Source organism: Streptomyces dysideae (assembly GCF_001514305.1).
GTDB lineage: Bacteria > Actinomycetota > Actinomycetes > Streptomycetales > Streptomycetaceae > Streptomyces > Streptomyces dysideae.
Genome location: NZ_KQ949184.1, coordinates 1 through 1,543, shown reverse-complemented (window position 1 = coordinate 1,543; position 1,543 = coordinate 1). Strand labels below are relative to the sequence as shown.

Genomic DNA, 1,543 nt, shown 5'->3' with positions numbered 1-1,543 from the left:
TTCTCGAAACCGAGTGTGGGGGCTGGGTTTGTGCTGGTTAGGCATAGTGCTGGGGTGGGTGAGGTAGGTCCGGTGCGTCCGTGGAGGTGGCGTGCTGGAGGTGCGTGATGGCGTCGGTGCTGGGGCGGCTGGAGGAGCGGGAGTGTGCGGCCCGGAAGCGGGTGGAGGAGTTGCAGGCCGAGCTGGAGGCGGCGCAGTCGGAGTGGGACGAGTGGCTGATCGCCCGTAGGCGGGTCGGCGAGGTGTGGGACGACCGGGGTGAAACCGCAGGCCAGGAGGGTGAGGCGGGGAAGACGCAGGGCGGGAAGGAAGCCACGGCGCCGACGGTGGCGAGGCCCGGGTCGGTTGTTCCTCTCTGGCGGGAGGGGCTGCTGGCCGAGGCTCTGGCGCCGGAGTATCAGCAGGTCATGGGCCTGCTGGCCGAACGCCGTGCCACTGGCGGCCAGCCACTGAACTGCCGTGAGATCACCTCCTTGTTGGGGCTGGAGGTGGTTCCGGCGAAGACCGAGGGCGTGCGGTGCAAACTCAAGCGGCTCGTTGCGCGGGGATGGGCACACGAGCCGGTGCCGGGCCGGTTCGTCTGCGGCGACGGCCGAGACGGCGGGTCATGACCATGGTCATCGACCACAGGATCATCGCCTCCGACGACGCGGGCAGCCGTTCGTAGTCGCGGGCCAGGCGCCGGGAGCGGGTGAGCCAGGCGAAGGTCCGCTCGACGATCCACCGTTTGGGCAGCACGGCGAAGCCTTTCCGGTCGTCGCTGCGGCGGATGACGGTCAGTATCAGGTTCAAGGCCACCGCGCACCAGCCCACCAGCATGCCGGTGTATCCGCTGTCCGCCCACACGCGCCGAAGCCGGTGGTGCCGGCTTGCTGCCCGGGCCAGGAGGTCCTGGGCGGCGTCCCGGTCCCCTGTCGAGGCGGGGGTGACCATGACCGCCAGGATCAGGCCGAGGGTGTCCACCACGATGTGCCGCTTACGGCCCTTGATTTTCTTTCCGCCGTCATAGCCGCTGGTCGCGGCCTCGACCGTCGACGTGCCCTTCGCGGACTGCGAGTCGATCACCCCCGCCGTCGGCTCCGCATCCCGGCCCTGCGCCTGGCGGGTCGCAGCACGGAGCCGGTCGTGGAACTCGCCGATCAGCCCTTGCTTGCGCCAGCGGGTGAAGAACCGATGCACCGCCTTCCAAGGCGGGTAATCCGCAGGCAGCGCAGGCCACTTCACGCCGTTGTCCACCACGTACCGGATCGCGTCGAGTATGTCCCGGTGGCAGTACTCCTCCGGCCGGCCGCCCCGGCCCCCGGCCCACGCCGGCACCGGAATCATGTCGCGGACCGCGGCCCACTCCTCCTCCGTCATGTCGGTCGGATAGCAGTGCCCGCCGCTCGGATTGTCCGCAGCGTTCCCGTACGTGTGGACGAAGCAGTCACACTCCCGCGTGTCCCAAATGGATTGTTCCGCCGCTGACGGATACAACTGCTGCAACAGGGCCTCCCCGGCAGCCTGGTGGACTCGACACCCTCCGTGCTACCGAGAGGCCCTG

Annotated in this window: 2 protein-coding genes; one reads left to right on the top strand and one right to left on the bottom strand. The window is 69.4% G+C overall.

The annotated features are described in order from the left end of the window. Nucleotides 1-107: 107 nt before the first annotated feature. Nucleotides 108-611 carry a hypothetical protein gene (locus tag AQJ91_RS51680; protein ID WP_079085776.1) on the top strand — a complete coding sequence of 168 codons (504 nt, stop codon included), beginning with the start codon at nt 108-110 and terminating at the stop codon, nt 609-611. Here the strand turns inward: AQJ91_RS51680 and AQJ91_RS48275 are convergent. Next, complete coding sequence (locus AQJ91_RS48275; protein WP_067036776.1) at nt 526-1,359, bottom strand: IS5 family transposase; 834 nt, start codon at nt 1,357-1,359, stop codon at nt 526-528. The genes AQJ91_RS51680 and AQJ91_RS48275 overlap by 86 nt on opposite strands. Nucleotides 1,360-1,543 lie beyond the last annotated feature (184 nt).

Bases quoted from the DNA above. Each gene is read 5' to 3' on its own strand.
- AQJ91_RS51680 (WP_079085776.1), top strand. From the start codon at position 108: ATGGCGTCGGTGCTGGGGCGGCTGGAGGAGCGGGAGTGTGCGGCCCGG.
- AQJ91_RS48275 (WP_067036776.1), bottom strand. From the start codon at position 1,359: ATGACGGAGGAGGAGTGGGCCGCGGTCCGCGACATGATTCCGGTGCCG.